Genomic DNA, 25,824 nt, shown 5'->3' on the forward strand with positions numbered 1-25,824 from the left:
AATGCGCGAGGAAGACCGGCAGTATTTCTCGCGGCTAGAAGCCCAACTCGACGAGGCGTTCGACGTCGCCGAGACCGCCAAGGAACGCGGCGGGGACCCCGAGCCCGAAGTCGAGATTCCGGTCGCGAAGGATATGGCCGACCGCGTCGAAAACATCCTCGGCATCGACGGGGTCGCCGAACGAGTTCGGGAACTCGAGGGCCAGATGAGCCGCGAGGAGGCGGCTCTGGAGCTTGCGAAGGACTTCGCCGAGGGGACCGTCGGCGATTACGAGACGAAAGCGGGCAAGATCGAAGGCGCGGTTCGAACCGCCGTCGCGTTGCTCACCGAGGGTGTCGTCGCCGCCCCCATCGAGGGCATCGACAAGGTCGAGCTCCTCGAGAACGACGACGGCACGGAGTTCGTCAACGTCTATTACGCCGGCCCGATCCGCTCGGCCGGCGGGACCGCACAGGCGCTATCGGTTCTCGTAGGAGATTATACGCGCGCGCTCGTCGGCGTCGACCAGTACAACGCACGAAGCGAAGAGATCGAACGGTACGCCGAGGAAATCTCTCTTTACGATAAGGAAACCGGCCTCCAGTACTCCCCGAAGGATCCGGAGACGAAGTTCATCGCGAAACACCTCCCGATCATGTTAGACGGCGAGGCGACCGGCGACGAGGAGGTTTCCGGCTTTCGCGACTTAGAGCGCGTCGACACCAATTCCGCCCGCGGCGGCATGTGTCTCGTTCTCGCCGAGGGGATCGCGCTGAAGGCACCGAAGATTCAGCGGTATACTTCTCAGCTTGAGGAGGTCGACTGGCCGTGGCTTCAGGACTTGATCGACGGAACGTACTACGACGACGCGGACGAAGCGGGAGACGACGAGTCCGACGCCGACGGCGATGGGGAATCCGACGCCGAGACCGACTCCGAAGCCGGCGTCGAGAAAGCCCAAGCGGCGGACGACGACGCGGGACCGGTTCGGCCGGACCCCTCGAAGAAGTTCCTCCGGGACTTGATCGCCGGACGGCCCGTTTTCTCACACCCTAGCGCCGAAGGCGGCTTTCGATTGCGCTACGGTCGCTCGCGAAATCACGGGTTCGCGACCGGCGGTGTTCACCCGGCGACGATGCACCTGGTCGACGACTTCCTTGCCACCGGAACGCAGATCAAGACCGAGCGACCGGGGAAAGCCCACGGCGTCGTCCCCGTCGATTCCATCGAGGGACCGACGGTCAAACTCGCCAACGGCGATGTCCGCCGCATCAACGACCCTGAGGAGGCTCTCGAGATCAGAAACGGCGTCGAGGAGATCCTCGACACGGGCGAGTACCTCGTCAACTACGGCGAGTTCGTCGAGAACAACCACCCACTTGCGCCCGCTTCCTACGTCTACGAGTGGTGGATTCAGGATATGGAGCAAGCCGGCGCGGACGCACAGGCCCTGCTCGACGATCCGCGGATCGACGCGGAGCATCCGCCCGCCAAGCGGGCCCTCGAGTGGGCCCTCGAGTACGACGCGCCGCTTCACCCCGACTACACCTACCTCTGGCACGATCTGTCCGTCGACGCCTTTTGTTCGCTCGCGGAAGCCGTCTCGAACGGACGAATCGAGAACGCCGGCGAGACGCTCGTTCTCGAGCGAACAGAGACGGTTCGAGATGCCCTCGAGACCATCGTTATCGAACACCGCCAGCGGGAGGGCCGACTCGAGGTCGACGACTGGGTTCCGTTAGCCAGGACGCTCGGTGTTACTCGGAACGACGACGGAGACTTCGAGCGGACATGGGCCGACGACGACCTCTCGGAACGAGCACGTACCTGGGGACGCTCCGCTGGCGACGATACGGAGGCTGGCGACGAGGCGGAAGCCGCTGACGAGGAGAAAGCGGAGGAGGACAGGACGTACTCCGGCGAGAATGCGATCGAAGCGGTCAACGAGATCGCACCATTTAGCGTTCGGGAACGCGCGCCGACCCGAATCGGCAACCGGATGGGTCGACCCGAGAAATCCGAAAGTCGCGATCTCAGCCCCGCGGTCCACACGCTGTTTCCGATCGCCGAGGCCGGCGGCGCACAGCGCGACATCGCTAAAGCCGGTAAACACGCCGAAACGATGGCCGATACGCCCGGCGTCGTCGAGGTCCAGATCGGCCGACACTACTGCGAGACGTGCGACACGGAGACGTTCAAAAACCGCTGTCCGGAGTGTGGCTCCCGGACAGAGCCCGACTATCGATGCCCCTCCTGTGACTCGGCGATCGAACCCGACGAAGCCGGCCGCGTCGAATGCGATCACTGCGAAACCGAAGCCACCTGCGTCGAAAACCGTGAGGTCAACCTCCACGAGGAGTACCGAAACGCCCTCGAGTCCGTCGGCGAGCGCGAGAACGCCTTCGACATCCTCAAAGGCGTCAAGGGTCTGACCTCCGCGAACAAGATTCCCGAGCCCATGGAAAAGGGGATCCTGCGGGCGAAACACGACGTCTCCTCGTTTAAAGACGGGACCGTCCGCTACGACATGACCGACCTCCCGATCACGTCGGTCCGTGCGAGCGAACTCGACGTCGACGTCGGCCAACTACAGGCCTTGGGCTACGAGGAGGATATCCACGGCGAAGCGCTCGTTCACGAGGATCAACTTGTCGAACTCAAGGTTCAGGACGTCGTCCTCTCGGACGGCGCGGCAGAACACATGCTCAAGACGGCCGACTTCATCGACGACCTCTTAGAGCAGTACTACGGCCTCGAGCCCTTCTATGAACTCGAGGAACGCGAGGAACTGGTCGGCGAACTCGTCTTCGGGATGGCACCCCACACGAGTGCGGCAACTGTTGGGAGGGTGATTGGTTTCACGAGTGCAGCTGTCGGATATGCTCATCCGTACTTCCACGCCGCAAAACGCCGAAATTGTGATGGCGACGAGGATTGCGTGATGCTCCTCATGGACGGCTTATTGAACTTTAGTATGAGTTTTCTGCCAGACCAGAGAGGGGGGAAGATGGATGCCCCCCTCGTGATGTCTTCGCGGATCGACCCCTCCGAGATCGACGACGAAGCCCACAACATCGATATCGTCTCACAATATCCCCGGGAGTTCTACGAGGCGACCCTCGAGATGGCTGATCCGGGTGAAGTGGACGTCCAAATCGCCGAAGAGACCCTCGGGACGGATCAGGAGTACACCGGCTTTTCCCACACCCACGACACCACCGACATCGCGATGGGGCCCGACCTCTCGGCGTACAAGACTCTGGGATCGATGATGGACAAGATGGATGCCCAGCTCGCGCTCTCGCGGAAACTCGAGGCCGTCGACGAGACGGACGTCGCCGAGCGAGTCATCGAGTACCACTTCTTGCCGGACCTGATCGGCAACCTGCGGGCGTTCTCCAGACAGGAGACGCGCTGTCTCGACTGCGGCGAGAAGTTCCGCCGGATGCCCCTGACCGAAACCTGCCGGGAGTGTGGCGGCCGGGTCAACCTCACCGTCCATCAGGGGTCGGTGAACAAGTACATGCAGACTGCGATCGAGGTCGCCGAGGAGTACGACTGTCGCCCCTACACGAAACAGCGACTCGAGGTGCTCGAGAAGGCTCTCGAGAGCGTTTTCGAGAACGATAAGAACAAGCAATCGGGTATTGAAGACTTCATGTAACTCCACCGTTTGGAAACTGGAAACCACCGCCGTCCCTTTATGCAGTTTCGTGTAGACGAGTAGTCTATGACCGACGATACGACACGCCTCGGATTCGGAACGGAAGTCTACGCCGAAGATGGGACCAAAATCGGACGGATTCGCGGATTCGACGAGGACGGGTTCTACGTCACGCTTCGGGAAGGTCTCGAGGGAATGAGCGTCGAACACGTCCGCTCCGGAAAGAACTTCGGCGAAGCTGAACTCATGTGGCGTTGCTGGGAGTGCGGTGAGATGGGCAAACTCGATCACGATATTCCGGACAACTGCCCGAACTGTGGTGCCGACCGGGAGGATATCTATTATTGGACTGAAGATTGACTGGTGTCGGTGACCCGTCGTCGGAGAACAGCTTCCGACGAATTTCCCGCTGGACCGGATGGGTGAGTGCACGCAGGAACTCCACCTGACCTTCGGTTCGTCGCCGCTCCTGATGGGGTCGGTTGTCAGTCATTTCCGGCTATTCGCCATCCCACTCTGGCGACAAACCGGTAAACAGTTACAACCGACCCTATGACAGGATAACGACTATCTGGTCGTCGTGTCCTTTTCGGGACATTCGAGACGACTCTCCGGTCACTCGAGTTCGGCTTCGCGGTATTCACTACGCCCTCGCCGTCCTGGTATGTGCTCTTCTCGCGGTCACGGCGGTGTTCGACCCGTTCCCGTAACTCGAGACAAAAACGGTTTTCACCCCGCTCGTTCCACCTCGAGCCATGCGAATCGTCGTCTTCGGAGCCGGAAGCCTCGGGAGCCTGCTCGGCGGAACGCTCGCACGCGAACACGACGTGACGCTCGTCGCTCGCGACGCTCACGCGTCCGCCGTCCGCGAGGAGGGACTCCGAATCGAGGGCGAACTCGAGACTGTCGTTCATCCCAATGTGACGACCGACGGCACGGACCTCGAGTCAGATATCGCGCTTTTGACAGTAAAATCGTTCGACACCGAATCGGCGGCAAAAACGCTTGCGACGGGGACGTTCGATGCCGTCTGCTCGCTCCAGAACGGGATGGGAAACGAGGAGACGCTCGGGGCCCATCTGGAGACGACGATACTGTCGGGGACCGCAACGTACGGGGCAATGTTGCGAGACCCCGGCGTCGTCGAGTGTACGGGCCTGGGCGATATCGTTCTCGGCCCCAACGGCGGTGGTCAATCCACTCTCGCGGATCGGGTGGGAGACGCGTTCGACCGAGCGGGCCTCGAGACGACCGTCGCCTGTGACATGCCGTTTCGTCGCTGGAAGAAACTCGCCGTTAACACCGGCATCAACCCGATAACGGCGTTGACGGTGGTCGAAAACGGGACGGTTCTCGAGCCGCCGGCGAGTGCGATCTCGCGGGCCGCAACACGCGAAACGGCTCGAGTCGCACGCGAGAACGGCGTTTCGTTATCGAATAGAGAGGCGCTCGAGGCAGTGAGAACGGTAGCGACGTTGACGCGGAACAACACCTCTTCGATGGCCCAGGACGTACTTGCTGGACGCCGAACCGAGATCGACGCGATCAACGGCTACGTGGTCGACCGGGCCGCGGAACGGGGGATCGACGTTCCGACGAATCGACTGCTCACCGAACTGGTTCGAACGTGGGAACAGGGCCATACGCCGAACCGAACGTAGCCAACCGGTCGCGAGCACTGCTCGGATCGGAATCTACTTTCGGCGGAACTAACGCAGGTATTCAAAAACTAGCGTCGTAATCAACCACGAATCACGTCTGTGGACGACTTTCTTTCAGAACGGTGCGGCTGGTCCTTCGTCGGACTCGCCCTCGTCGTCATCGACGGTCTCGCCGGGGAACGATGGCGTTGCACCGCCCATGTCGCCACCGCCGCCAGCGCCGGTGTGTGCGTTAACCTTCTCGATTTCGGGAATTTCCTTGACCATTCGGCTCTTGATCGCCTGAATCGTCATCGGCGAAATACCACAGCCACTGCAGGCACCACCGAGCGCGATGGTAACCTCTCCGGTCTCACGGTCGAGGTCCTGAATCGCTGCGTTCCCGCCGTGCATCTGAATCTGCGGGAAGTTCCGGCGCAAGAAGTTCGTCACGCTATCTTCGAGGTCGTCTCCGTCGTTCTGGGTTTCCGTGCTCATGAATTCGTGTTGGTGGCGAACGTCCTTAGACCTTCCGCAGTTTGTATTCGGTTTCTTGGCTCAGATTCCCATTTTAGGAGGTGACACCGGCAGACGCGTCACTTAAAAATTAAACACTCGCTGGAGCTCGGTTTCGATCTCTTCGACGTGTTTCTCGAGCACCTGCTCGAATCGTTCTTCTTCGACGACGACGCCCGCGAGTCGGTCGTAGGGATCGTCCGGCAGTTCCACGTAGAATTCACCGTCTCCCTCGTAAAACGGCTCGCTCTCGTTGAGCACTTGTTGGTCGATCGCGTGAACGAGTTCGGAGTCGTACTTGTCGTTCATCCGGTTGAACGCGTTCTTGTACGCCTGCTGGAGTTCGGGGAAGTAATTCGCGTACTTATCCTCGAACTTCTCGGAGTCGAAGTCGGCCATGTCGGGTGAAAGGGTCAGCGTCACCAAAAGTGGGGCGATTAGTTGTTTTGGCACTGCCAGTCTGGGGTTGCGATTGCCGGATGCTTTTGTTCGTACTCGCTGATATTGTCTCTCTGGCTGATACAGTATCGGGTACCTACATAGGTGGGATGAACTCGCAGGCCAAACGAGCACCCCGAGCAGTCGCGTTCGATCTGATATGACACTAACACAACGGTCCCTTCCGAGGGAGGAACTCCCGCCTAATTGGGGACCGGTCGAGACCAGCGACGATCGAATCTCGTATCGTCACAGTCGGTCCTCGGCTACGTTATTTGCGGCTCGAGTTTCCGCTCATAGCTCCCATCCGTCGCTCGGTCTAAGTCGATGCTGGGAGATCCGGTACCGATACTCGGTCGGCGAGTGTTCGGCGACCGAACGACTCGGGAGCGTCACGACCCGTAGCGCCGCACTCGACGCCCTTCTCGAGTGTATGCACCACGTCTACGACTCCGTCGACTCACCGGGTAGCCCGCTCGATATCCGCACTGCCCTCGAGTCGGTGTCTCTGCCGGCGCTCATCCCGGAAGATTCCTCGGCGCTTTCGTAACAACTGATCGGAGGGTGAGGATGTTTCATATATCGAAATACGATTCATATCGGGAAAAGACTCTCCTCCTCAGTATTCGATAGCAATCGTTATCGGAGCGCTACCGCTCGAAACTGATCCCCAGAACCGATTGCGACCCAAAATATGTTCTATGCTACCAATACACGATAACTAATCGTGGACGAGCACGTCCACCACGTCGGTTCCGTCGTGCTCGAGTGCCTCCTCCAGCGTTGGCTCGAGTTCGTCGGGCGTCTCCACGAGGTGCCCGCGTGCCCCGTAACTCTCCGCGTTGGCGACGAGGTCGACGGCTGGTTCGAAGTCCATCCCGACGTACTCGAAGTCCTCGTCGGTTCCACCGTAGATATTTTGCATATTGTCCTTCAGGATCCGGTAGTTGCGGTTGTCGGAGACGACGACCGTCAGATCGAGGTCGTACCGGGCCGCCGTGTAGATGGTGTTCGGGTAGTAGAGGTACGAACCGTCGCCGATGTAGCCGATCACGTCGCGTGACTCTTCGCGCATCGATTCGGCCAGGGAGGCACCAACGGAAGCGGGGAGTCCGTAGCCGAGTCCGCCGCCCTTGTTCGAAATCATCTGTTGTGGCGAAAGCGAGAACCGGGCCAACAGCGGGTACTTCGACGTTATTCCTTCGTCGACGATGTACGCGTTCGGCACAACGGCCTCGAGTGCGTCTACGAGTTCGTGTTTCCCCGCCCGGGTTTCGTCCTCCGAGTTCTCGTCAACTCCCATCTCCCTGATGAGCCCCTTCATCGATTCTTTTACCGCACGAACGTTCTCGAGTCGGTTCTCGTGTTCGTCTTCGGAAAGCCGATCCGAGACGCGGTCCGCCAGATCAGCCATGACGGTGCCGGGATCGCCGAGTATCGCCGCGTCGGCGCGTTGATTCTTCCCCACTTCCCAGGGGGCGTCGCTCAGGTGGATGCAGGTCGCCTCCGAATCGACCAGCGGCTCTTCGTGGCGCATGAGGGTCGTATTCGTCGATATCCCGGCGAAGACGAGCGTATCCGTACTCATCAACATCGACGCGATGTCCTCATCCGGCGGCACGAAGGAGATCCAATGATCGTGATCGGTCGGGAAGTTGATCTCGCAGGCAAGGATTTCGCCGTGGACGCGTGCGCCCGACGCCTCCGCGAGATCGACCGCGGCGTCGACTGCGCTCTCACCCGCTCGAGCTACGTGGTCGCCGACGATCATGACGGGGTCGTTCGCCTCCGCCAGCAGGGTCGCGGCGTGCTCGAGCTGGTCCGTATCTCCGCCGCCGGCGGTGGGAACTGGGCCGAGCGGTTCGATTTCGTCCGGACTGGTCTCCGAGAGCATGACGTCCATCGGGAGCCCGAGGAAGACGGGACCGGTCGGGGGCGTCAGTGCGACCCGAAACGCCCGGCGAAGCATTGTCGGCAGGGCGGTCACGTCGAGCACTTCGTCGGACCACTTGCAGAACTGCTCGGTCATCTCAACGAGTTCGCCCGACAGCAGCGGTTCTTCGTGCCGAAAGTCTCGTTCGTGGTTTCCCGCCGTAACCACGAGTGGCGTTCCGGCCATCTTCGCGGCGTAGATGTTCCCCAATCCGTGGGCAAGCCCCGGGGTGATGTGGAGGTTTACGACCCCCACAGGGTTGATCGAGGGGTCGTCGTCGGCGTGATACCGTCGCGTACTGGCGTATCCGGAGGCCATTCCCACCGCCACATCCTCGTGAAGACCCAGGACGTACTCGAGGTCGCTTTCCGAAAGGGCGTTCATCACCGGCAGTTCCGTCGTGCCGGGGTTCCCGAATACGTGCGAAACGCCGTAGGACTCGAGGGTATCGATGAACAGATCCGCACCTGTGTACGTTGTTGTCATGGCTTGTTCACACATTGTTGGGAACCTACAAAAAGCGACGCGTCTCCCGGCCGCGAAGTCGTTTTCTCCCCGATAAACTATACAGTGCTATATTCAATCACGTCTCGTCGCTCAACTGAGTACGATACTATCCTGATCTCGATTGATGGAAGCGGCGAGTCGAAAGCTCGCCGTCGTCTGTCTGTACGCGGACGGCGTCGCTACTCGACGAATTTCACCGTCGGTCGCTGGCCTCGAGGCGGGTCTGCTTTGTCTGATGACTGTCGCCTCGCGGTGGCGTTTCGAGCGGAGCGCTTATGGGTTTGTCAGTCCTATCGTTGACAGCGACAGTCGGTCATATGAACTCATACCTCCCATTTTCGATCGATTTTCACGTTCACTCCGATGACTCCTACGACGGGCACGAACCGATCGAGCTCATCTTGGAACACGCCGCGGATATCGACCTCGACGGTGTCGTAATCACGGACCACGACGAAATCGGGGAGTCGCTCCGCGCGGCCGAGCTCGCCCCGGAGTACGGTCTGGTCGGCATTCCAGGCGTCGAAGTCTCGACCCGACACGGCCACCTGCTGGCTATCGGCGTCGAAGAACGACCGAGTCCGGGCATGCCGTTCATGGAGACGGTCGAACACGTGCGCGAATTGGGTGGGATTGCGATCGTTCCCCATCCGTTCCAGCGCTCGCGCCACGGCGTCCGCAAGCGCCGGATCAAAGACGCCGACGCAATCGAGGTGTACAACTCGATGGTCTTTACCGGCTATCGGAACCGCCGTGCGCGAACGTTCGCCAGAAAGCGAGAATATCCCCAAATCGGTGCTAGCGACGCTCATTACCTCCCGAACGTCGGAAAGGCCTACACGGAGATTCTAATCGAACCCGAGCGACCGGTGGCGACGAAAGCCGATATCGACGGCGACGAACTCGTCGACGCGATTCTCGAGGGCCGAACACAAATCCGCGGAAAGCGCACGCCGATTCACAAAAGTACGGTCCAGTACGCCAAAGGTGCCGTCCGAAAGTCGACGTACATGCTCACCAAGCGAGCGCCGCTAGTTCCGACCGTTCCCGCTTCGATGGACCGGCCCTGACTTTCTCGAGTCGCGACGTTTTCCGCTTTAATATCGCTCTATTCGAGCTGTTCGCCCACGATCTCGTCGGCTCGCTCGATGAACGCCGACTCTTTCCCGGCGGGAACCGTTGCACCGGCGGCGACGTCGTGACCGCCACCGTCACCGCCCACTGCCTGTGACGCATCGCTCATGACGACCGAGAGGTCGAGTCCGTTCCTGACGAGGCTGTGGGTCCCTCTTGCAGAGACCTTGATTTCGACATCCTCGCCGTCGTTCCCTTCCTTTTCGGCGAACGCGAAGATCGGCTTTCCAGTGGTGATTCCGTCGTTGCCCATCGCCATGCCGGCGACGATTCCCACGATGGTCTCTCGAATGCGGTCGCCTGCGTCGAACCACTGCACGTGCTCCTCGGTCGTTACACCCTCCTGTGTGACCAGATCGATCCCCTTCGAGAGGTTTTGCCGGTGATTTCGAAGGAGCGTTCGGGCTCTCTCGAGCGCCCCCTCGCGGTTTCCGAGGCAGACGCCCAGCCCGACATCAGCTCTTTCGTATCGCGCTGTAGCGTTTAAGAGCGTGGAAAACTCGCTCGCATCGCGGAGCTCCGTTCCGACCGGTTCGGCGCTTAGCACGTATGAGGTGCCCACGAGACCGTCGATTTTGGATGCCGGCACGCCGCTCGAGACGGCTCGCTGGACGAGCGCGCTCGCGACGGTTTGTTTTTCCTCGCCGGTCAGCCCGGACCAGCGCCGCCACTCGCCGTCGCGTTTCAACTCGAGGTCGAGCCCGTCGAGAAATCGGAGCGCGCCGTTCGAGTCGTTCGAGATGCCGGGAATGTAAACGTCGGTGGAGTACTCGAGCAGTTTCGGCAACGGACGGGTCTGTTTACCGTAAATCGCCAGGTCGGTTGCGGTCTCGAGGACGCCTGCTTCAACGCCTTCCTCGACGATCCCTTCGTTCGCGCCGTGGAGTTCGCCGCCGGAGGCTTGCATGTCGCCGACGGCTCCGACGACGGCGAGCGCGGCGAGGTCACGATTGTCCGCTTGTGGTCCCGTTCCGCCAGCGGGCGGGATTGTGGCGGTCCCGGTTCCACACTCTGGGTTTGCCCCGCTCTCGGCTTCGGCTCCGCCGTCGGTTGCGATGCTTCCGTCAGGTTCGTTCCCACCTCCGGACGTTTCCGCGAGCGCTCGAGCGAGGACGTAACTTGCCCCTGCGCCGGATAGCTCCGACGCGCCGTTGATCCCGAACAACAGCGGATTGAGGTGGTACTCTGTCTCCCTGTCCGCGGGCTGGTGGTGGTCGGCGATGACGGGCGTGAACGCGCCATCGTCTTCGTGCTCGCCGATCACATCGAGCTGGCCGCTCCCGAAGTCCGTGAACAGCACCGTCTCGTACTCCCTGGCGGCGATTCCGGCGATCGCCTCCTCGTCGAGTTGTTTTTCGAAGACGGTTTCGAAGGGAATGTTCGCACGCTCGAGGGCGCTCGCGGCGATCGCCGCGCTGGTGAGTCCGTCAGCGTCGATGTGGGAGGCAAGCAGCACTTCCTCGGCCTCGCATAGCCGCTTGGCGCACTCGCGGGCGCGATCGTCGAGTTCGGGGACGGGGCCTGACATACGTCTCGGTCGGTTGTGGGTCGGCTTCCGGGATAAAGTTGCGGTCCGGCGTGGAGTGACGCGTTCAGTTCTGCCTGCTACTACCGGATCGACATTCTGCGTGTCTGTTCTCCGTTGGATGGCTTCTGCGATGCTTTTCCAGTGATCTTCTCTGTGAAACAGCTGGTATCGATGAATCACTGAGTCGCATATTGGTGTGGGAGCTACCCCCCGGACTACCGTGCTAGTGAGTATTCATATTCGGCGTCGAGGACGATAGGCACGCCGGGTACACAGTTTTATGTCACAGCCCTAACTCCTATGGCGAATCCGAATGAACAATATGTCTATACCGAATACGATCATCTCCTATCGATGACCCTCCCCAATCCAACACGGCGGGCCGTCGTTGGCGCGGGCGGACTCGCCGCTGCGCTCGGCGTTTTCGGCGGCACCTGGGCCCTCACCAACGGATCGGATGACCGCCCCGGCGCCTGGATTCTCACCTCCGGCTCGGTTCCGAGCAGTATCGATCGGCTCGTCCACGTTCGCGTCGACGACCTCCAGACGGACGATATCGCTCGAGCGGGTGCGTTGACGCTTCTTGATTCGCCCGCGTTCGCAGACGTACCCGACGCGATCACGTCGTTCATCGACCGTGAAACGGTTACTGACATCGAGGTCGACGGTCTCGCGAAACTGGTCCTCGTCGGTGACGACGACGGGGCGGCGGCGCTGGCGTGGGTAACCTGGAACGAAGCCGACTTGCTGGCAGAACTCGAGTCGACCGCCGACGAGACGGCTGAAATGATCACCGACGACGACTCTCCGATTCACGTTGTTGGCGAGGCAGCTGTCGCGTCGATCACGGAAAACCTCTTTGTCCTCGGTGAGCGGGAGACGGCGACGTCGGTAGCGGCCGTCTGGAACGACAAATCCGATCCGTTGGCCGGTCCCCTCCTTGATGCGTTCACCGCAGCGACGCGAGAGGCGCCCGTTCGGTTCGCGGTTGAGCGCCCCGTTAGGAACTGCCGAGATACCGTCGGCGGCGAGGAGACGGCAAACCGGATTGGATACGTTTCCGGGGACGCGTTCGCCGAGGACGATGTACATGTTTCGACGGTAACGTTTCGAACCGACGAGTTCGACGACGCCGAGGCGGTCGAGGAAGACGTGGTGTCCGCCCTCGGATTCGGCGGTCGGGACGACCTCCCTGCGGATGACATTTTCACTCACGACGGAATGCGACATGTTTCACTCGACCGAGATGGGACACGCGTGATGCTGAACTACCGGGCGCCGGCTGACGAACCGACCGACGTAATCGACGCGCTGTTCGCCACGGTCGGGTGCGGGTACGGGACGTGAATCGCTCGGGGTCAACCCGTTGGAGAATCTTCGATTCTCGTGACTAAGCGAAGATAAGCTGAGCGCAGTTTCCGCGAGGTCTGCGAAACTGAGGGTTTTGCTTGATTACGAAACTCCTCGATTTCCGAACGGCCGGGGCATTCTCTTGGTCCGCTTGTAAACCGAGAAAACCGCCTACTCGAGTTCGGCGACCGTTTCCCGAGCCAGCGTCTCGAAGGTCGCTTCGCTCGAGACGACGTCGACGTCGACGCCGAGCTCCGCCGCCGTTGCCGCGGTCGGTTCGCCGATGACGCCGACGACGGCGTCGTTAAGCCCCTCGAGGGCGTTCGTTGTGTCCCCGTTCGCTCGCGCCCGCGCGGCCTCAAGGAAGTGTTCGACGGTCAGCGACGAGGTGAAACACGCCGCGTCGAGTCGCCTTTCTGCCGCGAGTTCGACCGAGTCGCCGCTTGCGTCGGGGCGAACGAGCCGGTAGAGGATCGTTTCGTGGAGGTACGCTCCCTCGCGTTCGAGGCCCTCGAGCAACACGTCGCTCCCGTGATCGCTGCGAGCCACCTCGACGCGCGCGCCGTCGACCTCGTTCGCGAGCCGCGAAACGAGTCCGCTCGAGGTGTACTCCTCGGGGACGATATCGACATCGTAGCCGACCTGGCGAAGGGCGTCGGCCGTCGCGGGACCGATCGCACAGACGGTCGCCTCGCCGGGTTCCCAGCCGGCGTCGGCGACGAGTTCCGCACCGGTCTTGCTCGTCAACACGACGTATTCGGCGTCGGTCCGTGGAACCGCGTCGGTCGGTTCGACGGCCAGCATCGGGTCCGGAACGGGGTCGACCCCGAGTTCGGAGAGCAGGGCGGTCGCGGTTTCGATCCGATCGTCGTCGGGGCGGAAGACGGCGACCGAGGAGGTGTCTGTCGGCATGAATTATCCCTCCGCGGAACCGTCTTCTCCCGTCTCGTAGTCGTTTTCGATGAACTCGACGACGGCCTCCCGGGTCGAGGCCACGTCGCCGATCACCGCCACGGCGGGCGGGGAGATGCCTTCCTCGTCGCGAACGCCGACGATGGTCTCGAGAGTCCCCGTCGCGACTTGCTGGCCCGGCCAGGTGCCGCGCTCGATCAGCGCGACGGGCGTTTCGGGAGCCATACCGGTCTCGAGAAGCGCCTTCGTGTAATCGGGAAGTCGGCCGACGCCCATCAGGACGACGATGGTGCCGCCCGTCGCGGCAAGTGCGTCCCAATCGACTGCGGACTCTTCTTTGGTCGGATCCTCGTGACCCGTAACGAAGCTCACGGAGGAGGCGTGATCGCGGTGGGTAACGGGGACGCCGGCGACGGCTGGCGCGGCGATCGCCGAGGTGACGCCGGGGACGACCTCGAAGGGAATCTCGCGCTCGGCGAGGTACTCGGCCTCTTCGCCGCCGCGGCCGAACACGAACGAATCGCCGCCCTTGAGCCGAACAACGTCCTTGCCCTCGCGGGCGAGTTCGACGAGCCGCTCGTTGATCTCGGACTGGGAGGTGCGTTCGCCGCCAGCGCGTTTGCCGACGTCCTCGCGCCGATCCTCGGGAAGCGTCTCGATGATCTTCGGGCCCGGAAGCTTGTCGTGGAGAACGACATCCGCATCGTCGAGCAACCGTTTCGCTTTGACCGTCAGCAGTTCGGGGTCGCCGGGGCCGCTCCCGACCAACGAGACGGTTCCGGCCGCTTGCTCGGCGTCGGAATCCGGGTCGCCGTCGTTGAACTGAACCGTGTCTCCCGTCACCTTACTTTCCCTCCGGTTGGTCCTCCCGATCCGGAAGATTTTGGTCGGTATCGGCTTCGTTCTCGTCGGTTTCCGTTTCACCGTCTTTTCGAGCCTCCGCGATCAGCTCCGCGGCACCGCGGTCTTCGAGGTCTCGTGCGAACTCGATGGCCGCGTCAGCGTGCGTTTCGACGGGGAGATCTCGATTCGCGAGAACGGATTCCTCGCCATCCCGGTCGAAGACTGTGACTCGAGCCTGGACATATTCTCCCTGCACGATCGCGTAGATGCCGATCGGAGCGATACAGCCGCCGCCGAGTTCCGAAAGTAACGTTCGTTCGACGGTCGTCTCGGCGCGACTGCGCGGGTGGTCGATCGCCGACTGGATATTTCGGGCCGTTTCACCGTCGGTTGCAGTCACCGCGAGCGCGCCCTGGCCTGGTGCGGGAACGAACGTCTTCTTCGAGAGTTGTTCGTACTCGACGTGGTGGGCCAGCCCGCTTCGCTCGAGGCCGGCTTCCGCGAGGACGATCGCGTCGTACTCCGTCTCGATTTCGCGCCCGAGGGCCTGCTTTTCGATCTCCGAGAGGCCGTCGAACCACTCGTCGACGGTTTGATTATTCGTTTCGTCGTCTTCATCGTCGTCGGTGTTCTTGTCCTCGTAATCCGGCTTGTAGCCGCCGGTGTCGCCCTTTCGTTCCTTGTCGGCGTCGCTCCGTTCTGCGTGTTCTTCTTGCAACGCGGGTGCGAGGAGTTTCTCGAGTCGCGTGTCGACGTTTCCGCGGAGGGGCTCGACCTCGAGGTCGGGGCGTTCTGAGAGGAGTTGGGCGCGGCGACGGAGACTCGAGGTTCCGACCGTTGCTCCTTCGGGGAGTTCCTCAAGCGACGTTCCGTCGGGTGTGACGAGGGCGTCGCCCGGCCGTCCGCGCTGGGGGATGGCCGCGGTAACGAGTTCCGACGGTTGCTCGGTCGGCATGTCTTTCATCGAGTGGATCGCGCCGTCGAGGTCGCCGTCGAGGACCCGTTCGTCGAGTTCCCGGACGAACGCACCCGTCTTCCCCAGCCGGTGGATCAATTCGTCCCGAATTTGGTCGCCCGTGGTCTCGACGGTGACGAGTTCGACCTCATACCCTCGTTCCTCGAGTTGCTCCTGAACGAGGGCCGCCTGTCTTCGGGCGAGTGTGGACCCTCGTGTCGCCAGCCGCAATGTCCCGCGTGTTCTCATAGACACAGATCCGGGCCTCACCTATGAAAAGCGCACGCTCTGTCTCCGTTCTGTCATCGAACGGTGCATTCGTGACCACTGAAGCCGAAGCTGTTCGTGAGAACGTTAGTCGAAGATGTTCGTCAGGACGTTTTTGGTACCGTAACTGAAACTTGTTGTCGATGGCAGAACAAACCCTGTACGACCGTCTCGGCGGCGAGGAAGCGATCGGTGCCGTCGTCGACCAGTTTTACGAATACGTTCTCGCCGACGACGATCTGGTCGGGTACTTCGAGGATGTAGATATGCAGGCCCAGCGCGCCCACCAGACCCAGTTCCTGAGCTCGGTCGCGGGTGGCCCCGTCGAGTACACGGGCGAAGATATGGAAACCGCCCACGACCATCTCGGGATCTCGCAGAAGGATTTCGACGTGATTGCACAGTACCTCGGGGAGACGCTGGCGGAGTTCGATGTCGACGAAGCGGACCGGAAGGCGGTTCTCGAGGCGGTCGGCCAGTACGAGGACGCGATCGTCACCGCCGATTGAGAGCGTAGAAGCACGTGTCCTCGAGGAGCGGCGTTTCTCACTGTCACCGTCGAGGGTGGGCAAGTGCGTATCCCTGTCCGCCACTAGAGAGGGTGTCAGGGCGTCCCCGTCGACCGTCGTCGACGGAACAGATAGTACCCGGCCAGTACGGGCTGAATCGGGGCGGCGAACAGGCTCACTAGTGCGATACCGAGGAAGAGCCCGGGATTCGGTTGCCACGACCCGTCCCGTGCACTGACGTAAGCGGCGTCCTGGTGGATCGCAATCGGAAACGTGCCGAACGCCACCGCACCGGTGAGTGCGACTGCGGCCAGGAGCAGTCCCGGGATCGAGAAGACGACGGCGATTACCGCGGTAATCACTCCGAGTACGGTCGTCATCAGCGAGAGTGCGACGACGAGCCACCAGCCGTTCCATCCAGCTTTCGTCCCGGCCGCCCTGTGACGTCTCGCGAGATAGATGACCCCCGCCGCCGGCGCCCAGAGCAGTGCAAACGCTGCGTAGAGCCAGGGACTCGGCGTCCAGTTCGTGCTCGTGGAGTTCTTCGATCTCGAGTCGCCGTTCGAACTCGAGGATTCTTCTGCACTCGCAGTCCCCTTGGAGCTTGCGGCGGCGATCGAGTCAGACCGAACGTCGCGCGCGTCGACGAAGAGTGCAAGCATCATTCCAATCGTCAACAGGGTGTAGCCGAAGGTCCCGACCAAAAAGAGTCCCCACGCGAGGCCGGGGACGCCGGGGTCTGCCTCCTGAATGACTCCGATCGCTCCGACGCCGATCACCGGCGGAAAGAGAAAGCACAGCCGCTCGATAACCCGTCCCCAGTCGACAGCCGAAACACTCGAGGGCCGCTCGAGAGTAATCACGTATCGTGACGTTCCACCCTAGAACGGAAACGTCTGGCGTTGAGCGGTGTTCGGATCCCTTGTCTGGACTGGGAATTTGGAGCCGCTGGGAGCTTTGACGGTATTCCGAGCCGTTGTCTGCATCGAGAACGTTGTGAACGACCGCCTCTGACAATCGACCTCTCTAGAACAGCGCCTCGGGTTCCGTCGGCGGCGTTCGTTTGTGTTCGCTCTCTTCGTGGAGCCGTTCGACCTCATTTACCTTCTCGGGGGTCGTGTCGGTGAGGCGCGCGGTCACCGAAGCGGAGAGGTTTCCGTCGATGTAGAACGCCAATACGGCGTCGAGCGTGTTGTAGTCGAGTCCGAGTTCCTCCTCGTCGGTACCGTAGTCGACCATCCCGCCGGTCGGCGTCTTCTGAACGATCGACTCGTCGACGCCGAGGTAGGCGGCAACCTGTCGAACCTGCTGTTTGTAGAGGTTCGCGAGCGGGTTACAGTCCACCCCGCCGTCTCCGTACTTCGTCACGTAACCCGTCGCGAGCTCCGCGCGGTTTCCGGTTCCGAGGACGATCCTGTTCTCTCGGTTGGCGAGGAGATACGTGACGGTCATCCGGACTCGGGCGCTCGTGTTCCCCACGTATCGCCCCTCCCACTGATCCTCGGCGATATTCCCGCTGTCGGCGTCTGCGGTCTCGAGCACCTCGTTCATGATGGAGTCGATACCGAAGACGTCGTAGGAAATCCCGAGGTCGGTCGCGACGCGCTCGGCGTCGCTCATGTTTTCGTCCTCGTTTACCTCCTTCGGGAGGGTGACTCCGTGGACCGCGTCGGCACCGAGGGCTTCGACCGCGAGCGCCGCAGTCACCGTGCTATCGATACCGCCTGAGAGCGCGATTTCGACGCCGTCAGCGTCGGATGCGTCGACTCGTTCTCGAATGAATTCCAGAAGATGATCGGTCTGTTCTTCGATTTCGGTTTCGGAGAACCGAAGGTCGACTGGCTCGATCGACTCGTCGATCTGGTCGTAGATTTCGGGCATGCAGGTGCCGGAGTAACCAGCTTGAGACTCATAATGGCCGTGCTTTCGAGCGCGCTCACCCGAGAGACGGGATCGTACACTGTTTCGAGTGTCGCCTCTCTCCGCGTTACCGCTCCAAAAAACGCCGGATTCCCTGTATTCTTCCCGGCTAGCAACCCTTCCACTCTTTTATGAGATAGCCCACGACTTGTAGATGTGGGTTCGTTGCAGGTGTTGAGATTCTCTGCTCGAGATGAATTTCTTAGAGCGCTTCTTTGTACGCCTCGAGCGTCTCCTCGACGTCGGCTTCGGTGTGTGCGTAGCTGACGAACTGACACTCGAACTGGTTCTGGCTGAGGAAGATACCCCGCTCTTTCATCTGTCCCCAGAACACGCGCCGCCAGCGGTCGGTTTCGGCGGCGCTTACATCCGCGGCGTTTTTCGGTGCGTACTCGTAGCGAGGGGAGTCGGGATCTTGTACGCAACCGAACTCCGATTCTCCCTCGAGCGCTCCCGTTCCGGGATTTTCGCGGGTGAAAATCACCTTGAACATGCTCGCCGTTCCCGCGACGGTGTAACTCGGCGCCTGGTCGGCGACGATGTCGGAGAGTCCCGATCGGAGCCGGTCTCCGAGCCCGTCGACGTGCTCGTAGACATCGTTCTCTGCGGCGAATTTCAGCGTCTCGAGGCCGGCGGCCATCGTCACGGGGTGGCCCGAGAAGGTGCCTGCCTGAAAGACGTCGCCCGCAGGCGTGAGTCCTTCCATGATCTCCGCTTTACCGCCGATCGCGCCGACGGGAAAGCCGCCGCCGATGATCTTGCCAAATGTCGTGAGGTCGGGGGTCACGTCGAGTTCGCTCTGTGCGCAGCCGAGTCCGCCAACGCGGAAGCCGGTAATTACCTCGTCGAAGATCAACAGCGAGCCGTACTCGTCGGTGATCTCTCGAAGGAACTCGTGATAGCCCGGAACGGGGTGGACGATGCCGTTGTTCCCGAGAATCGGCTCGGTGAGCACGGCGGCGATGTCGTCGCCGTGTTCCTCGAAGACCTCGCGGACGGCGTCTTCGTCGTTGAACGGCACTGGAATCGTGTGGTCAGAAAAGGAGACGGGAATCCCCGCCGAACTCGGTCCGCGCTCGTCGGCGTCGCCCTCGACGAGCGTCGATTCCTGCGCGCCGTGATAGCCACCCTGCATGACGACGATCTTGTTCCGGCCGGTGTGTCCTCGAGCCAGTCGAACCGCGGAGGTCGTCGCTTCGGTCCCGGAGTTGACGAACCGTATCTTCTCGACGCTCGGGACGTGTCGGACGACGAACTCCGCGAGGTCGACTTCGATCTCGGTCGGCGCGCCGTACATCGGCCCCTCGCTCGCGTTTCGTTGAATTCCGGCTCGAACTTCCTCCGGGAGGTCGTGGCCGAGCAGTAGCGGACCGAGTCCCATCACCCAGTCGACGTAGCGGTTGCCGTCGGCGTCGATGACGTGGCCGCCGTCCCCCTTCTGGACGAAAAAGGGGTACGGTTCGATCGCCGCACGAACTGCCGAATTCACGCCGCCTGGCATCACCGACAGTGCCCTGTCGTACAGGTCCCGCGAGTTGTCGTCGTTCATATGCGGGCCTTACGTATCGGACGACAAAGAAGTACCGAGGTTAGCCGATGACTGCTCGTCGGAGCGAAAAGAAACGACAGAAGTGAGCCGAACGAACCTCGTGGCGAGTCACAATGATCGAGCGGAGCAACGTCTTAAAATCGACAGTCAAATCGGAACCGATCCGATCAGACTGCGTCCGTTCCGGTGTCGCCGGTGCGAACCTGCATCGCGCTTTCGACGGGGAGTACGAAGATCTTGCCGTCGCCGGGTTCGCCGGTGTTAGCTCCCTCTCGGATCGCGTCGACGACGTCCTCTGCGGGGACATCCGCGACGACGCACTCGATTTTGACCTTCTGGTGAAGGTCGACGGTGTACTCCTCGCCGCGCCACTGTCCCTTCTTGGCGGGCTGGGACCCGCGCCCGGAGACGTTCGTGACGGTGAGCGACGGCGCACCGCTTTCGGCGAGCGCTTTTTTCACGTCACCGAGGCGGTCCGGACGGATGATGGCGGTGATCATCTTGATTTCGCCATCGTTCGGGTTCCCGCCGTCGGTCCGAATTACGTTGTCAGTACCGGTGGCCGTGCCGCCGTCGGTGGCGACGTCGGGGCCGCCGAATTCGGGATACGTGTCGACGCCGTGCTCGGAGACGTCGAGTCCATCGCGTTCGTGCTCGGGGGTGACACGTGCCTGCCCGACCGCTTTGAAGGCACCCCAGATCACGGCAGTCGCGGCGATCGTCCAGGCGCTGATAAGGACGACACCGGTGACCTGTGCGACGAACGCGTTTGCAACGTTATCGACGACACCGGGTGCGGCTACGAACGGGAACAGGAGCGTCCCCAGGATACCGGCCGAGCCGTGAACGGGGAAGACTGCACAGACATCGTCGATTTTCAGGTAGTCCTCGACGGCCTTGAAGACGAGCGGAAGCTGTGCACCGGCGATTCCGCCGACGACGAACGCGCCCCACCACGCGGTGGTGTCTGGAATTGCCGTGATTCCGACGAGGCCGGCGAGCAATCCATTAGCAACGTACAGTGTGTCGACTTTTCCGGTCATCGACCATGCGACGAGTCCAGCAGCCATCGCACCGCAGGCCATCGAAATCGTCGTGGTTGCGGCGACGCGACCGAGCTGGTCGCCCAGGAACACGCCATCGCCGAAGATCGCCGAGGTTCCGACGTTGAAACCGTACCAGCCGAAAGCGAGGATGAGCGTTCCCAGAACGGCGAAGGTCAACGAGTGGCCGGGAATAACGTTCGCCGAGCCGTCATCGTTGAAGCGGCCGATTCGTGGGCCGAGCATCCACGCTGCGGTAAGGCCGGCGAGACCGCCCATACCGTGGACGATCATGCCACCCGCGAAGTCGGCGAACGGCGTGCCGGTGATCGTCTCGATGTATCCACCGGCCCAGGTGATCCCGGTGACAACCGGGTAGATCACCGCGGCCAGCAAGAACGTGTATCCAACGTACGCGCGAAGCTTCGCACGACCGGCTACAGCACCCGAAACGATGGTCGCCGCCGTCATCGCGAAGACGGCACCGTACAACCAGTCGATCCAGCTACCGGCGTCACCGACGAACGCAGGCTCGAAACCAGCGCCGGCGACGGCGCTTTCGACGCCGACGCCGATGAGGAAGAACACCGTTACTCCGACGCTCCAGGTCAGGAGGTTCTTCGTCAGCTGATTTGCTACGTTCTTCGAGCGTACCTGCCCCGCCTCGAGCATAGCGAAGCCCGCGTGCATGAAGAAGATGAGGAACGTGACGACCAGAATCCAGGTACTATTGATCGCCTCGATCATCATCTCGGTGTCGGCCTGAAGAACCGTTGGCTCAATCATGCGTGGATCACCTCGCTACCCGTTCCGAACGCACTGTCCCCAATACCGTTACGTATGTCCACACTATCTTTGTTTTGAGTCATGATTGTACTCCAAATCACGTTCGTTCCCGAGGTCTCACCCATATATAATGGTTGGCGTTGACAATCAGGTAGGAATGGTGGTGTAATAGGGAAACTCGGACAAATCTAAAGGCAATATAATGTGTATTAGGGCCTTGACTAGGACCGTTCGTCTTCTCACGTGCTTATACACTGACCGTCCGTCCACCGGGATTCGGATCGACCGTGGAAATTTTTGCGACGATTGAACGGATTTTGGCCTCTTTGGGCTTGCGCGCGGCAGATGTTGCCGCACGAGTGTCCCGGCTCGAGTGCATGTGAACGTTTGGCGGTTTCTGGCTGTTTTCAGCCATCTGTGGATAACATATTTATCGATCTCGAGTGAGATGGCATTTCTCGAAGAAGCGACCTCTTGTTTCACCACCACCGACATACTCGAGTGCCGGATCATATGAGAGACTGGCTCTCGTTTAGGACCCTGCCGATAGCCCTTCGGCGACAGTTTCTGCGAAGTACGTCAGAATTAGATCTGCACCTGCACGTTTGATCGACAGCAAGGACTCGAGCGCCACTTCGTCCAACTCGAGCCACCCCTTTTCCGCGGCGGCGTGAAGCATAGCGTACTCGCCGGAGACGTTGTAGGCCGCGATTGGGTGGTCGAACTCTCGCCGGAGATCGGAGACGATGTCGAGGTACGGTAGCGCCGGTTTGACCATCAAGACGTCCGCTCCCTGCTCGACGTCGAGTTCGACCTCCCGGATCGCCTCGCGCGCGTTCGCGGGATCCATCTGGTAGTGTCGTCGGTTTCCGAAGGAGGGTGCGCCGTCCGCGGCATCCCGAAACGGGCCGTAGAAGGCGCTCTCGTACTTCGCCGCGTAGCTCATGATCGGGACGCCTTTGAAGCCGGCTTCGTCGAGCGCCCCGCGAATCGCGCCGACCATCCCGTCCATCATCCCGCTCGGCGCGATCATATCCGCCCCGGACTCGGCGTGGGAGGTCGCGATCTTCTCGAGGGACTCGAGGGTCGCGTCGTTGTCGACGGTCATCGTATCGGTCGACACGGCGCCGTCGTGTCCACAGGTTCCTTCGGGGACGCCGCCGCCTCCACTCTCACCCCGGAGTTCCTCGGCCAACGGCCCGCAGTGGCCGTGGTCGGTGTACTCGCAGAGACAGACGTCGGTGATAACGTACGCGTCGGTCTCGCTCGTAATTCGTCGAGTCGCCTCCTGGACGACGCCGTCTTCGGCCCACGCACGGGTCCCCTCGGGATCTTTCGATTCCGGAATGCCGAACAGCATGACGGCCTCGACGCCGGTCTCTCTGACTTCCTCGACGCGGGCGATCGCCTCGTCTACCGGGACGCGCTCGTGGCCCGGCATCGACTCGATCGGGACGCGTTCGTCCGTCGTCGCGTCGACGAAAATTGGTGCGATGAAATCCGACGGCTCGAGACTCGTCTCGCTCACCAGCGAGCGAATTCCATCTTGACGAAGCCGTCGTGGGCGATGAGTGAGGTCCATGTCCTTTCTTTCGTCGGGTCGCGCAAAAACAATGCGTTCGTTGTCTGGTTCGTTCCGCCGCGGTCGTCGCGCGCTCGAGAACCCGCCCAGCCGTTCCCTCGGAAGTCCGCCGTCTATTGATACCCTGTGGCTATCTGTTCTCTCTGGCGGGTGGGTCTCGTCTCACAATTCGACCGAACAGGTCCCTGTTATCCGCAATCCGGCGGTAGAGCGGCTCTCGCGCCTCTTCGGTACCGGGAAGTCGTCGAAAGGCCTCCGCGAGGTGTCTCGAGGATGTCTCGAGTCGCGTGCCGACCTCCTCGATCGCTTCGCCACAGGAGTAGACGGCGTCCTGGGTGAGGAGATGGGCACAATCTTCGTACTCGTCGGGGAGCCGGGCCAGTTGGTCCGGCGTGAGGTCCCGAAAGCCGACGAGTTCGAACTCGCCGCGCTCGGCGGCGTACTCGGCACACCAGGTACAGAATCCGCAGTCGTCGTCGAAGACCAGCCGCGGCGTGGCCGATTCGGACTCGCTCATGCTGGTACTTGTGGTCCGGCTACCAAAAGCTTCAGCACCGCGGAAGCTCCCTCGTGACGGCTGTCACGACGGTCCCGTCTCTCGAGGAGCAACGTTCTCGCACTGTCCCAAAGCAACCTCTGCACTGTCTCAGACATCGAAGTCGCACGCACGCACGGAGGAACATAAATTTAAGTTCGCGCCTCCCATTTACATCTGTTAGCAATGGCCATAGATCCACAGTTCCACGAAAACCGCGAGAAAGAAGGCGAAGAGAACGGGGTTGCCGTCTGGGGGCCGGTCGACGAACCCGAAGAGCTCGGCATTCGGGGCACGCACGTCGCCGTCGATTACGACCTCTGTATCGCCGACGGGGCCTGCCTCGAGGACTGTCCCGTCGACGTCTTCACGTGGGTCGACACGCCGGGACACCCCGAGAGCGACAAGAAAGCGGAGCCAACCAAGGAGGCCCAGTGCATCGATTGCATGCTCTGTGTCGATGTCTGCCCAGTTGATGCGATCGACGTGGATGCGGGCCGGACGGCCTAACTACGGACTGTCAGTTGCCGTCTGCGTTACTCAGCGCGGTCGACATCGACTTGCTCTTTCAACGTCTCGAGGCCGTCGGCCTCGGCGAGTTCCTGCAACCGCTCGCGGAAGTGTTCCTCGCAGAGGCCGACCCTGAGTCCGTCGGACTCGGCGGCGAAAGCGGCCTCGCGGTCGCAGTAGTGGCAATTCATGGACGGCCATTTGGGCCGAGACACATTGAAGCCTCCGTTATCGGTCGAAAACCCCCATTTCTAGCCTGACAGTTCGAGCTCGTGATACGCCTTCTTCGAGAGTCCCTCGAGACCGAGCTGTTCGCCGTGGGCGTCCGTTCCGCCGGTGACGAGCAGGTCGTTTCGCTCGATCGCTCGCTTGACCGGCTCGAGATCGACGGAAGCGCCGTAGGGATAGTGTAATTCGACGGCGTCGAGGTCGGCGGTAAGCTCGAGCGCCCGCTCCGGTTCCGGATACCGAAGCGGATGAGCCAAGGAGACGACCGCCGCGGCTTCCGAGAGGAGCCGCTGGCCGCGCTCGAACGAGGGGATCTCCCGCGAAACGAAACAGGGTTTTCCGCTTCCGATTAGTTCGTCGAACGTCGCTTCGTAGTCGTATTCGGTGTCGGGGTGGTCTCCGACCGCGCGGGCGACGTGCGGTCGGCCGAAGCCGTCGTCGACGGTGACGCCGAGGTCGACGCCGAGGCGATCCTCGATACAGTCGACGATTTCCTGTCCGCGCTCGCGGCGGTTCGTCTGAATTCCCTCGAGGGTTTCCTCGAGTTCCGGCGTCGGCTCGAGTTCGTAGCCCAGCAGGTCGACGCGCTGGCCGTCGACCGTCTCGACGCGCAGTTCGATACCGTGGAGGATTGTCACGCCGCCGCGCTCGATGACCGGCTCTTCGAACGGTTGGCGTCGGTCGTGGTCAGTGATCGCGACGATGTCGACGCCGTGGCGGCGGGCGGCATCGGGAACCTCCTCGAGTTCTAAGCTCCCGTCCGAGCGGGTCGTGTGGACGTGGAGATCGGCGTAGGGCATACTGTGATCGAGTCAGTCCGGTCCTAAAGCCGTTTCTCATACTGCCGGCTGTAAGTCGTTCAAGATTTTCGTCGCTCGGGGGGTGCGAAAATCTTCATATAGTTACAGCCGGCAGTATCACTGCTCCTCGCGGGAGTTTCGAGCCGCTGGTCGGTTCCGTATCGATCGACGTATTTCAAAATCGAGGTCTCCGATGGCGTCCTCGAGGGATGAGTCGGAGTACATTCTAGGACGATATAGGCATATAATGTCTATCGACCTCCTAAAGAACGTTTATGGACAATGTTTATAATTATCGTTCACAACGGTTAGCGTGTAATGTTGCTCAATGGCACCGGCGAGATGATCGACGCACACGAGTATCCCGCGACAACCGAGGAAATGATCGAGGCCTACGGGGAACGCACGCTCGAGCTCCCGAACGGCTCTGAATCCGTCGAGGAGGTACTCGCTCGCCTCGATTCGGAGACGTTCGAGTCCTCCGAAGAAGTGCGGTTTGCGGTCTACTCTGCCGTGAGCAAGAAGGCGGTCGGCCGCGTCGGCTACAGCGACCGCGACCCAACGCCGCTGGGAAGCCCCTACGCCCCCGAACAGGTGTCGTTCTGAGACACTCGCTCGAAATTGAGTCCCCCGTTTCGGGGTTTCCGTCCGTACTTCGTCCGGAATTCGCTAGTTGACGTGTTACTGGGTCACTCG

At 61.5% G+C, this 25,824-nt stretch carries 24 protein-coding genes; 9 read left to right on the forward strand and 15 right to left on the reverse strand.

What is annotated here, in order from left to right; genetic code table 11:
• Window position 1 precedes the first annotated feature (1 nt).
• From QNM96_RS12590 to QNM96_RS12600, 3 genes are all read left to right on the forward strand, one after another.
• Window positions 2-3,643, forward strand: coding sequence for a DNA polymerase II large subunit (locus QNM96_RS12590; protein WP_283836738.1), 3,642 nt, complete (start codon window positions 2-4; stop codon window positions 3,641-3,643).
• Window positions 3,644-3,709: 66 nt separating this feature from the next.
• On the forward strand, window positions 3,710-4,003 hold the full coding sequence (locus QNM96_RS12595) for a hypothetical protein (protein ID WP_283836739.1): 294 nt from the start codon (window positions 3,710-3,712) through the stop codon (window positions 4,001-4,003).
• Window positions 4,004-4,398: 395 nt separating this feature from the next.
• The gene (locus QNM96_RS12600; RefSeq protein ID WP_283836740.1) at window positions 4,399-5,304 is read left to right on the forward strand and encodes a ketopantoate reductase family protein; all 906 of its coding nucleotides are present in this window, start codon (window positions 4,399-4,401) and stop codon (window positions 5,302-5,304) included.
• Window positions 5,305-5,418: 114 nt separating this feature from the next.
• Here QNM96_RS12600 and QNM96_RS12605 read toward each other — a convergent pair whose 3' ends face one another.
• The gene (locus QNM96_RS12605; protein ID WP_283836741.1) at window positions 5,419-5,781 is read right to left on the reverse strand and encodes a NifU family protein; all 363 of its coding nucleotides are present in this window, start codon (window positions 5,779-5,781) and stop codon (window positions 5,419-5,421) included.
• Between the two features lie 102 nt (window positions 5,782-5,883).
• A complete protein-coding gene (locus QNM96_RS12610) occupies window positions 5,884-6,198 on the reverse strand; it encodes a DUF5783 family protein (protein WP_283836742.1) in 315 nt (104 codons plus the stop codon).
• 199 nt (window positions 6,199-6,397) lie between these two features.
• On the opposite strand from QNM96_RS12610, the gene QNM96_RS12615 reads away from it, so the two are divergent.
• Window positions 6,398-6,787 (forward strand): hypothetical protein, encoded by a 390-nt coding sequence (locus tag QNM96_RS12615; protein ID WP_283836743.1) that lies wholly within the window; start codon window positions 6,398-6,400, stop codon window positions 6,785-6,787.
• A gap of 171 nt (window positions 6,788-6,958) precedes the next feature.
• Here QNM96_RS12615 and QNM96_RS12620 read toward each other — a convergent pair whose 3' ends face one another.
• Window positions 6,959-8,656: a thiamine pyrophosphate-binding protein gene (locus QNM96_RS12620; protein ID WP_283836744.1), complete on the reverse strand. Its 1,698-nt coding sequence runs from the start codon at window positions 8,654-8,656 to the stop codon at window positions 6,959-6,961.
• A 338-nt stretch (window positions 8,657-8,994) separates the two neighbouring features.
• On the opposite strand from QNM96_RS12620, the gene QNM96_RS12625 reads away from it, so the two are divergent.
• Window positions 8,995-9,747: a PHP domain-containing protein gene (locus QNM96_RS12625; RefSeq protein ID WP_283836745.1), complete on the forward strand. Its 753-nt coding sequence runs from the start codon at window positions 8,995-8,997 to the stop codon at window positions 9,745-9,747.
• Between the two features lie 38 nt (window positions 9,748-9,785).
• Here the strand turns inward: QNM96_RS12625 and QNM96_RS12630 are convergent, their stop codons facing one another.
• Window positions 9,786-11,339, reverse strand: a complete 1,554-nt coding sequence (locus QNM96_RS12630; protein WP_283836746.1) for a DHH family phosphoesterase — start codon at window positions 11,337-11,339, stop codon at window positions 9,786-9,788.
• 354 nt (window positions 11,340-11,693) lie between these two features.
• Here QNM96_RS12630 and QNM96_RS12635 point away from each other — a divergent pair, with 354 nt between their 5' ends.
• Window positions 11,694-12,686 carry a hypothetical protein gene (locus QNM96_RS12635; protein ID WP_283836747.1) on the forward strand — a complete coding sequence of 331 codons (993 nt, stop codon included), beginning with the start codon at window positions 11,694-11,696 and terminating at the stop codon, window positions 12,684-12,686.
• 174 nt (window positions 12,687-12,860) lie between these two features.
• On the opposite strand, the gene QNM96_RS12640 is transcribed toward QNM96_RS12635, so the two are convergent.
• From QNM96_RS12640 to hemC, 3 genes are read right to left on the reverse strand one after another with little or no spacing between them, the layout of a single operon-like run.
• Window positions 12,861-13,601 carry a uroporphyrinogen-III synthase gene (locus QNM96_RS12640; RefSeq protein ID WP_283836748.1) on the reverse strand — a complete coding sequence of 247 codons (741 nt, stop codon included), beginning with the start codon at window positions 13,599-13,601 and terminating at the stop codon, window positions 12,861-12,863.
• A 3-nt stretch (window positions 13,602-13,604) separates the two neighbouring features.
• Window positions 13,605-14,444 (reverse strand): uroporphyrinogen-III C-methyltransferase, encoded by an 840-nt coding sequence (gene cobA / locus QNM96_RS12645; RefSeq protein WP_283836749.1) that lies wholly within the window; start codon window positions 14,442-14,444, stop codon window positions 13,605-13,607.
• 1 nt (window position 14,445) lies between these two features.
• Window positions 14,446-15,648, reverse strand: a complete 1,203-nt coding sequence (gene hemC, locus QNM96_RS12650) for a hydroxymethylbilane synthase (RefSeq protein ID WP_283836750.1) — start codon at window positions 15,646-15,648, stop codon at window positions 14,446-14,448.
• Window positions 15,649-15,809: 161 nt separating this feature from the next.
• On the opposite strand from hemC, the gene QNM96_RS12655 reads away from it, so the two are divergent.
• The gene (locus QNM96_RS12655) at window positions 15,810-16,175 is read left to right on the forward strand and encodes a group 1 truncated hemoglobin (protein ID WP_283836751.1); all 366 of its coding nucleotides are present in this window, start codon (window positions 15,810-15,812) and stop codon (window positions 16,173-16,175) included.
• A gap of 95 nt (window positions 16,176-16,270) precedes the next feature.
• Here QNM96_RS12655 and QNM96_RS12660 read toward each other — a convergent pair whose 3' ends face one another.
• The 6 genes from QNM96_RS12660 to QNM96_RS12685 all read right to left on the reverse strand — a co-directional run bounded on the left by QNM96_RS12660 (window position 16,271) and on the right by QNM96_RS12685 (window position 23,572).
• Window positions 16,271-17,035, reverse strand: a complete 765-nt coding sequence (locus tag QNM96_RS12660; protein ID WP_283836958.1) for a hypothetical protein — start codon at window positions 17,033-17,035, stop codon at window positions 16,271-16,273.
• A gap of 166 nt (window positions 17,036-17,201) precedes the next feature.
• On the reverse strand, window positions 17,202-18,056 hold the full coding sequence (locus QNM96_RS12665; protein WP_283836752.1) for an NAD+ synthase: 855 nt from the start codon (window positions 18,054-18,056) through the stop codon (window positions 17,202-17,204).
• 241 nt (window positions 18,057-18,297) lie between these two features.
• Complete coding sequence (locus QNM96_RS12670; RefSeq protein WP_283836753.1) at window positions 18,298-19,644, reverse strand: glutamate-1-semialdehyde 2,1-aminomutase; 1,347 nt, start codon at window positions 19,642-19,644, stop codon at window positions 18,298-18,300.
• A 167-nt stretch (window positions 19,645-19,811) separates the two neighbouring features.
• Window positions 19,812-21,470, reverse strand: a complete 1,659-nt coding sequence (locus QNM96_RS12675) for an ammonium transporter (protein WP_283836959.1) — start codon at window positions 21,468-21,470, stop codon at window positions 19,812-19,814.
• Window positions 21,471-22,005: 535 nt separating this feature from the next.
• Window positions 22,006-23,055, reverse strand: a complete 1,050-nt coding sequence (hemB, locus tag QNM96_RS12680) for a porphobilinogen synthase (protein ID WP_283836754.1) — start codon at window positions 23,053-23,055, stop codon at window positions 22,006-22,008.
• A 130-nt stretch (window positions 23,056-23,185) separates the two neighbouring features.
• Entirely contained in the window at window positions 23,186-23,572 is a 387-nt protein-coding gene (locus QNM96_RS12685) for a DCC1-like thiol-disulfide oxidoreductase family protein (protein WP_283836755.1), read from the reverse strand.
• A gap of 204 nt (window positions 23,573-23,776) precedes the next feature.
• Between QNM96_RS12685 and QNM96_RS12690 the strand changes: the two genes are divergently transcribed.
• Window positions 23,777-24,100: a ferredoxin family protein gene (locus tag QNM96_RS12690; protein ID WP_283836756.1), complete on the forward strand. Its 324-nt coding sequence runs from the start codon at window positions 23,777-23,779 to the stop codon at window positions 24,098-24,100.
• A gap of 26 nt (window positions 24,101-24,126) precedes the next feature.
• Here the strand turns inward: QNM96_RS12690 and QNM96_RS12695 are convergent, their stop codons facing one another.
• Window positions 24,127-24,291: a DUF6757 family protein gene (locus QNM96_RS12695; protein ID WP_283836757.1), complete on the reverse strand. Its 165-nt coding sequence runs from the start codon at window positions 24,289-24,291 to the stop codon at window positions 24,127-24,129.
• Window positions 24,292-24,351: 60 nt separating this feature from the next.
• Window positions 24,352-25,128: a PHP domain-containing protein gene (locus QNM96_RS12700; protein ID WP_283836758.1), complete on the reverse strand. Its 777-nt coding sequence runs from the start codon at window positions 25,126-25,128 to the stop codon at window positions 24,352-24,354.
• Between the two features lie 318 nt (window positions 25,129-25,446).
• Between QNM96_RS12700 and QNM96_RS12705 the strand changes: the two genes are divergently transcribed.
• Complete coding sequence (locus QNM96_RS12705) at window positions 25,447-25,734, forward strand: DUF2795 domain-containing protein (RefSeq protein WP_283836759.1); 288 nt, start codon at window positions 25,447-25,449, stop codon at window positions 25,732-25,734.
• Window positions 25,735-25,824 lie beyond the last annotated feature (90 nt).

This window comes from Halostagnicola sp. A-GB9-2 (genome assembly GCF_030068615.1).
Taxonomy (GTDB): Archaea; Halobacteriota; Halobacteria; order Halobacteriales; family Natrialbaceae; genus Halostagnicola.